We start from the raw sequence: 6,732 nt of genomic DNA, 5'->3' as shown, positions 1-6,732 counted from the left end.
GTGGGGGTGGGGCGGGGCCCGACCCTCACCGGCGGAGCGCGGCGAGCCGCTCTCAGGCCGGGACCGGTCCTGGTCCTGGTCCCGATGATGGGTCCGCTGCGGTGCCGGCTCCCGAGCCCGGGTCCGCCCACGGGCCGCCGCCGGAAAGCCGGTCCGTCCCTGGGGCGGTCCAGGATGTCTGGTCCGTGCGCGGGTCGGTCCGGGGCCGGTGCGTGCCCGGGGCGCCGCCGAAAAGCCGGCCCCTCCCGGGGTCGGTCCGGTAGGTCTGGCCGATGTCCCGGTCGGGCCGGGAGGTCCGGTCTGCCCCCCGGCTGGTGCCGGAGGTCCGGCCCGTCCACGGACGCTGAACAGCGTCCGTCCACGGTCCGGGCCCCGAGGGCTGGTCCGCCCCCCGGCTGGTGCCGAAGGTCTGGCCCGTCCACGGCCCGGTCGCGGAGGTCCGGCCCGTCCACGGATCGGTGCCGGAGGGGCCGTCCGTCCCCGGCCAGGGGCCCGGTGCCGCTCGGCTGATGTGGGCGAGCGTCGAGGCCGGGTCCTGGGAGACGGCCAGGTCGCCGAGGCTGACCATGCCCACCGGGTGTCCGTCCTCCATGACGGGCAGCCGGCGTATCGCGTGGTCGCGCATCAGCGCCGCGGCGGCGGACACCGCGTCGTCCGGGCCGACCACGACCGGGTTCGGGGTGCAGACGGCCTGCGCGCTCACCGTCAGCGGGTCGGCCCCGTCGGCGACGGCCCGCAGGGTGATGTCACGGTCGGTCAGAACCCCGATGACGTGCCCCTCGTCCGTGACGAGCACGTCGCCGAGGTCCTGGGCGCGCATCAGCTGCGCCGCCTCCACGAGCGAGGCGTCCGGGCGGACCGCCACCACACCTGGCGTCATGACTTCCCTCACGAACTCGGCCATGGTCTCCGGGCCTTTCGTCGCTCCGCCCCGACCGCGGGGGCACGCACCCATCTGCGTGACCTTGCCCGCAGTACCCGCGAGCAGGGGCCCTATGTGTCCCCGCCGTGTGCGGATTCCGTGGCGTCCGCCGGGGGCCGCGCGACACCGCCCCCGGCCTCTCCGAGCTTTCCGGTCTCGCCGCCCTCGTCCTGGACCTGGACCACGGCCTCCGCGAGCAGGTGGACCGAGTCGTAGCGCGCCTTCCGCGGCAACCGCTCCAACGGCGCCACGAGCCCGTCCGGGGCGTGCCGGTCCCGCAGGACCCGGATCAGCTCGGCGGGGCCCGCCGGGAACGACGTACGGCCCAGGACCCGGGCCAGGTCCAGCCGCAGCGCCTCCACCCGCGCCGGCGCCCGGCTCGGCGTCACCGGCCCGTACGCCACCTCCGGGTCGTCCTCGGCGTAGGGCTCGGGGTCGTTCCACTCCTCCGTGCGGGTGGGATGACCCGAACGGAGCAATCCCTGCAGTTCGTGCTTCATCTCGTCGTCGCGGTGGGCGCTCAGCCGGTCGCTGCCTCGCTGCATGACTCCCCTCCAGATGGGTTGGTGGCCCCCGCGTACCCGAACACCCGGCCCCGACACCGGGGTCGGGCCACGGACCGGTGCGGCGCGGCTCAGGACGGGCTGTCGTCCTTCTTCGACCTGGTGCCCGGCAGGAACTCCTGCATCTTCGCCTTGAAGCCCTGCTTGACCACGGACCCCCGGTCGGCGTCGCCCTTGAGGATCGAGGCGGCCGTGGACTCCATCTGCTCCCAGGTCGCGTGCGGCGGGATCGGCGGCACCGCCGGATCGGTGAGGAACTCGACGACGGCGGGACCGTCCGCCGCGAGGGCCGCCCGCCAACCGGCCTCCACGTCCTCGGGCTTCTCCACGCGGATCCCGGTCAGTCCCAGCGAGCGCGCGAACGCGGCGTACTGCACGTCCGGCAGCTCCTGCGAGGGCAGGAAGGACGGCTCGCCGCCCATCGCCCGCAGCTCCCACGTCACCTGGTTGAGGTCGTGGTTGTTCCAGACGGCCACCACCAGCCGCGGATCCTCCCAGCGGTCCTGGTACTTGGCCGCCGTGATCAGCTCCGCCATCCCGTTCATCTGCATCGCCCCGTCCCCGACCAGGGCGATCGCCGGACGGTCCGGGTGGGCGAACTTCGCGCCGATCGCGTACGGCACCCCGCAGCCCATCGTCGCCAGCGTGCCGGACAGCGAACCGCGCATGCGTCCGCGCATGGTGATGTGCCGGGCGTACCAGTTGGCCGCCGAACCGGAGTCCGAGGAGATGATCGCGTCGTCCGGCAGCAGCGGATCGAGGGCGTGGGCCACCAGCTCCGGGTTGATCGGGTCGGCCGACAGCTCCGCCCGGCGTGCCGTCACCTCGCGCCAGCGCGCCACCCCCGCGCACACCTCGTCGTACCACTCGCGGCCCCGCGCCGGATCGATCAGCGGGATCAGCCGCTCCAGCGTCGCCTTCGCGTCCCCGACGAGATTCACCTCGTACGGGTAGCGCATGCCGACCATGTGCGGGTCGATGTCGATCTGCACGGCCCGCGCCTTGCCGAAGTCCGGCAGGAACTGGGAGTACGGGAAGGACGAGCCGATGGTCAGCAGCGTGTCGCAGTCGCGCATCAGCTCGTACGAGGGGCGCGTGCCCAGCAGCCCGATCGAGCCGGTGACGTACGGCAGTTCGTCGCTCAGCGCGTCCTTGCCGAGGAGCGCTTTGGCGACGCCCGCGCCGAGCAGCTCGGCGATCCGGGTCACCTCGGCGCGGGCTCCGGCCGCGCCCTGTCCGATGAGGATCGCGACCTTGTCGCCGGCGTTCAGGATCTCGGCGGCCCGTTCCACCGACTCCGTGGACGGCACCGCCGTCCAGGAGCCGCCGCCCAGGCTGGAGGGGACCATCTTGAACTCGTGGGTCGGCGCCGAGTACTCCAGTTCCTGCACGTCACCGGGGATGATCACGGCGGTCGGCGCGCGGCGGGCGTAGGCGGTGCGGATCGCCCGGTCGAGGACGTTGGGCAGCTGCTCGGGCACGGTCACCGTCTCGACGAAGTCCGAGGCCACGTCCTTGAACAGGGTGTGCAGGTCGACCTCCTGCTGGTAGGAGCCGCCCATCGCGCTGCGGTGCGTCTGGCCGACGATCGCCAGCACCGGCACATGGTCCAGCTTGGCGTCGTACAGCCCGTTGAGCAGGTGGATCGCACCCGGCCCCGACGTCGCCGCGCACACCCCGAGCCGACCGGAGAACTTGGCGTACCCGACCGCCTGGAACGCGGACATCTCCTCGTGCCGGGACTGGATGAACCGTGGCCGGTCCTCGGCCCGGCCCCAGGCCGCGAGCAGCCCGTTGATGCCGTCTCCCGGGTAGCCGAATACCTGTTCGACTTCCCATGCGCGCAGCCTTCGCAAGATGTGGTCGGCGACGGTGGTGCTCATACTGGACCTCCCGGGGTCTGGTCTCCCGAGCGAGTCACCCCCGGGCGGAATGGAAAACCCCGAATGTGTTTGCCGTGCATGATCCGGGGCAGGCGCATAACAGTGCTTCGGACAGGAGGCACGTCCGTGGAAGTGGCGAGGTTTCCCTCACGGGTGTGCTGTCTTCTGTGCACCTCCGCGCCCCCACGGTGACCGTCCATCCCAGAAGCGCCATCCAGGGAGTTGCGACGCACCATGCGTACCCAGGCGAAGCATCATCCGCACGACGACGCCCCCGACACCGCGGAGGCCTTCCGCCAACTGGCCGCGCTTCCGCCCGGTCAGCAGCGGGACACCCTGCGTGAACAGATCATCGAGGCGTGGCTCCCCATGGCCGAACGGCTCGCGGGCCGGTTCCGCAACCGCGGCGAGAGCTACGACGACCTGCGCCAGGTCGCCTCGCTCGGCCTGGTCAAGGCGGTCGACCGCTACGACCCCGAGCTGGGCAACGCCTTCGAGAGCTATGCGGTACCCACCGTCACCGGTGAGATCAAGCGGCACTTCCGGGACCACATGTGGACCCTGCACGTGCCGCGCCGGGTCCAGGACCTGCGCAACCGCGTGCGGTTCGCCAGTCAGGACCTGTCCCAGACGATCTCCGGGCGCCGCCCCACCGTCGCGGAGATCGCGGCACACGCGAACATGAGCGAGGAGGACGTCCAGGTCGGACTGGAGGCCCTGGAGAGCTTCACGGCGCTGTCGCTGGACGCGGAGCTGCCGGGGAGCGAGGACGGCTACTCGCTCAGCGACGCGCTGGGGTCCCCGGATCCCGCGCTCGACACGGTGGTGGACCGGGAGGCCGTGAAGCCCCGGCTGGCCGCGCTGCCGGAGCGGGAGCGGGCGATCCTGTACATGCGGTTCTTCGGCGACATGACGCAGAGCCGGATCGCCGAGCAACTGGGGATCTCGCAGATGCATGTGTCGCGGCTGATCAGCCGGTGCTGTGATCGGCTCCGGGACCAGGTGATGAGGGACGCGGTGTAGCTCCGCAGGGTTGGCGGGGGCGCCGCGGGGGTGGGGAGCGTGGTCGGCCGCGGGTTCGTCGTGGCTGGTCGCGCAGTTCCCCGCGCCCCCTCGTGGGGCGCGGTCCCCCGGGGCGGTTGCTTACGGGGCCCGGGTTTGCATGGCCAGGGCTATGTGGCGGGACATCGTGTCCATCACCTGGGCCTCGGCCATCGAGAAGGCCAGGCGGGCGCCTGAGCGGAAGAGGGTCAGGACGCCCTTGACCGGGTCCTGTGGGGGTGCCAGGGGCACCGTCAGCAGGGACGTCACGTCGGCCTTGACGAGCACCGGGGCTCCCGAGCCGTCGTGGCCGAAGGCGGCCGGGTCGGCGGGGCGGATCTGGAGTGCGGGGGAGCCGCCTCGGGCGGCCGTGACGACGAGGGGGCAGGTGGCGGGATCCTGGGAGACCAGGAGCTTCGCCTCCTCCTCCGACGGCGCCAGGACCGTGGAGCGGGCGAGCCCGGGTGTCGTCGTGTCGGCGACCACCCAGTCCGCGAAGCGGCCGTGCAGGACACGGGCCGCCCGGTCGAGGGCCGTGCCGGGCGGCGCCGTGAGCAGGGCCGTGGTCATCGCGTCGACGAGATCCATCAGGGCCGCGTGGCGGGTGGTCTCGGTGAGGTTGGGCAAGGGGCGCAGGGGCTCGACGGTCGGCATCCGGTGCCCGGCCGGCTGGAGGACGACCAGGACGGTGTTGCGCGGCTCGCCGCTGCCGGGGCGAAGCTTCGTGAGCGTGGCGCGGACCGGCAGCGACGGGCGCTGCTGCAGGTGGACGTTGAGGCTGCGGTCGCCCTCGCCGCGGGCCGTGGCGGCCGCCTGGGAACGGAACGCGCCCCGGTCCGAATGGGCGAGGAACCCGCTGAGCGGACGGCCCGTCGCATAACCGGACCGTACGCCGGTGAAAGCGGTCGCGGCCTGGTTGAGGCGCCGCACCACCGTCTCGCGGTCCACCAACAGCACCGGCAGCGGCAGACTTTGGAAGACGGCCCTCAGCAATGGGTGCTCCTGCGCGGCCGGTGAGGTGCCACCGGCCGGACCCGAGGCGGTCAGCCGCTCGTACCACGGCCACAACTGGTCGGCGACATGGTCGAGTTCGTAGAACGCCGCGTCCAGGACCGTCGGCAGATCTCCCCTCGGAACCGAGCGCGCCGCCTTGAGCTCGGCGACACGGCGTACGAAATCCGCGAGTTCCTCACCGAATTCGTCCGTCTGGGTCATGCGACGAACGTAGCGCCTGGAGGGCGGCGAGGGCACAGGCGGACCCGAAGCCGAGGATTCGTTTTCCGCGCGGGTGCGCGGGAAGGCGATCGGAGGAGGAGGCGTGCATCATGCCGGAACGCGAACAACTCGGCCGCGTGGGACGGGAATCAGCGGAATCCGCACATCCGGGCAGAAGGCTCTCCGAACTCGTCGAACAGGCCGCCCGCTGCACCACCGACTGCTGCGGTGCCAGCAGCATGGTGTCCGACAGCGGCACCGAGCGGCCCGCCGCGGTCACCCATCCCGACCTCGCCGGACTCGTCGCCGTCCAACTGCGCTCGGGCGACGGACCGCTCCCGGCCGCCCTGGAGCGCGGTGAGCCCGTCGACTCCGCCGATCTGCTGCGAGAGGAACGGTGGCCGGAGTACCGGGCGGTGGCCCTCGACGCGGGCGTACGGTCCAGCGTCACGCTCCCCTTCAGGCGCCCCGGTCTCACCGTGACCCTCAGCCTCTACAGCTTCCGCCCACACACCCTGGAGGACGCCCCCCACGGTCCCGCCCGCGCCCTCGGCGACCTCGCCGCGACCTGTATCGTCCGCGACCGCTCCTACCGGGCCGCCCTCACCGAACTCGACCAGCTCGACGCCGCCCTGCGCTCCCGTCCCGTCGTCGACCAGGCCTGCGGCATGGTCATGCACGTCCTCGGCTGCGACGCCGACGCCGCGTTCACCGTCCTCCGCCGCATCTCCCAGGGCACCAACCGCAAACTGTCGGACGTCGCGTCGGCCGTGGTGCACAAGAGGGGCAGGGGCCTGGAACGGGAACTGGTCTCACTCTCCGACTGAGCCGAACCGAAGCGCCTGGCAAGGGGCGCGGGGAACTGCGCGACCAGCCACGACGAACCCGCAGCCGACAACGAACTTCACCCCCACGGCGCTCACCGCCTGAACCCAGCGGAGCGCATCGGCTGAACCCAGCGGAGCGCACCGTCACCCGGTCGGCCCTCCGCGTCCCGCGAATGGTGCCCGGCGGCGCGCGCCCCGTCGGGCTCGGCGCTCTGATGGACGCGGGGCACGGCGGTCGTGCCCCCCGCCCGCCGGAGTCGGCCGAAGGAGACCCCCCGATG

Annotated in this window: 5 protein-coding genes and 1 pseudogene; 2 read left to right on the top strand and 4 right to left on the bottom strand. The window is 72.5% G+C overall.

Annotated features, from left to right (window positions below; genetic code table 11):
- Window positions 1–478 precede the first annotated feature (478 nt).
- The 3 genes and pseudogenes from P1P70_RS37485 to P1P70_RS37475 form a co-directional block, all read right to left on the bottom strand.
- Window positions 479–904, bottom strand: a pseudogene (locus P1P70_RS37485) (CBS domain-containing protein); the annotation flags it as partial.
- Window positions 905–993: 89 nt separating this feature from the next.
- Window positions 994–1,467, bottom strand: a complete 474-nt coding sequence (locus P1P70_RS37480; RefSeq protein ID WP_319245726.1) for a DUF2795 domain-containing protein — start codon at window positions 1,465–1,467, stop codon at window positions 994–996.
- Between the two features lie 89 nt (window positions 1,468–1,556).
- Window positions 1,557–3,368, bottom strand: coding sequence for a thiamine pyrophosphate-requiring protein (locus P1P70_RS37475; protein WP_319245724.1), 1,812 nt, complete (start codon window positions 3,366–3,368; stop codon window positions 1,557–1,559).
- A gap of 234 nt (window positions 3,369–3,602) precedes the next feature.
- On the opposite strand from P1P70_RS37475, the gene P1P70_RS37470 reads away from it, so the two are divergent.
- Window positions 3,603–4,391 (top strand): RNA polymerase sigma factor SigF, encoded by a 789-nt coding sequence (locus P1P70_RS37470; RefSeq protein WP_319245722.1) that lies wholly within the window; start codon window positions 3,603–3,605, stop codon window positions 4,389–4,391.
- A 120-nt stretch (window positions 4,392–4,511) separates the two neighbouring features.
- On the opposite strand, the gene P1P70_RS37465 is transcribed toward P1P70_RS37470, so the two are convergent.
- Window positions 4,512–5,624: a PAS domain-containing protein gene (locus P1P70_RS37465; RefSeq protein ID WP_319245720.1), complete on the bottom strand. Its 1,113-nt coding sequence runs from the start codon at window positions 5,622–5,624 to the stop codon at window positions 4,512–4,514.
- A gap of 110 nt (window positions 5,625–5,734) precedes the next feature.
- On the opposite strand from P1P70_RS37465, the gene P1P70_RS37460 reads away from it, so the two are divergent.
- Complete coding sequence (locus P1P70_RS37460; RefSeq protein ID WP_319245719.1) at window positions 5,735–6,451, top strand: GAF and ANTAR domain-containing protein; 717 nt, start codon at window positions 5,735–5,737, stop codon at window positions 6,449–6,451.
- Window positions 6,452–6,732 lie beyond the last annotated feature (281 nt).

Source organism: Streptomyces sp. MB09-02B (assembly GCF_033794485.1).
Classification (GTDB): Bacteria; Actinomycetota; Actinomycetes; order Streptomycetales; family Streptomycetaceae; genus Streptomyces.
This window is presented reverse-complemented; position numbering and strand designations above follow the sequence as displayed.

Bases quoted from the DNA above. Each gene is read 5' to 3' on its own strand.
- P1P70_RS37480 (WP_319245726.1), bottom strand. From the start codon at position 1,467: ATGCAGCGAGGCAGCGACCGGCTGAGCGCCCACCGCGACGACGAGATG.
- P1P70_RS37475 (WP_319245724.1), bottom strand. From the start codon at position 3,368: ATGAGCACCACCGTCGCCGACCACATCTTGCGAAGGCTGCGCGCATGG.
- P1P70_RS37470 (WP_319245722.1), top strand. From the start codon at position 3,603: ATGCGTACCCAGGCGAAGCATCATCCGCACGACGACGCCCCCGACACC.
- P1P70_RS37465 (WP_319245720.1), bottom strand. From the start codon at position 5,624: ATGACCCAGACGGACGAATTCGGTGAGGAACTCGCGGATTTCGTACGC.
- P1P70_RS37460 (WP_319245719.1), top strand. From the start codon at position 5,735: ATGCCGGAACGCGAACAACTCGGCCGCGTGGGACGGGAATCAGCGGAA.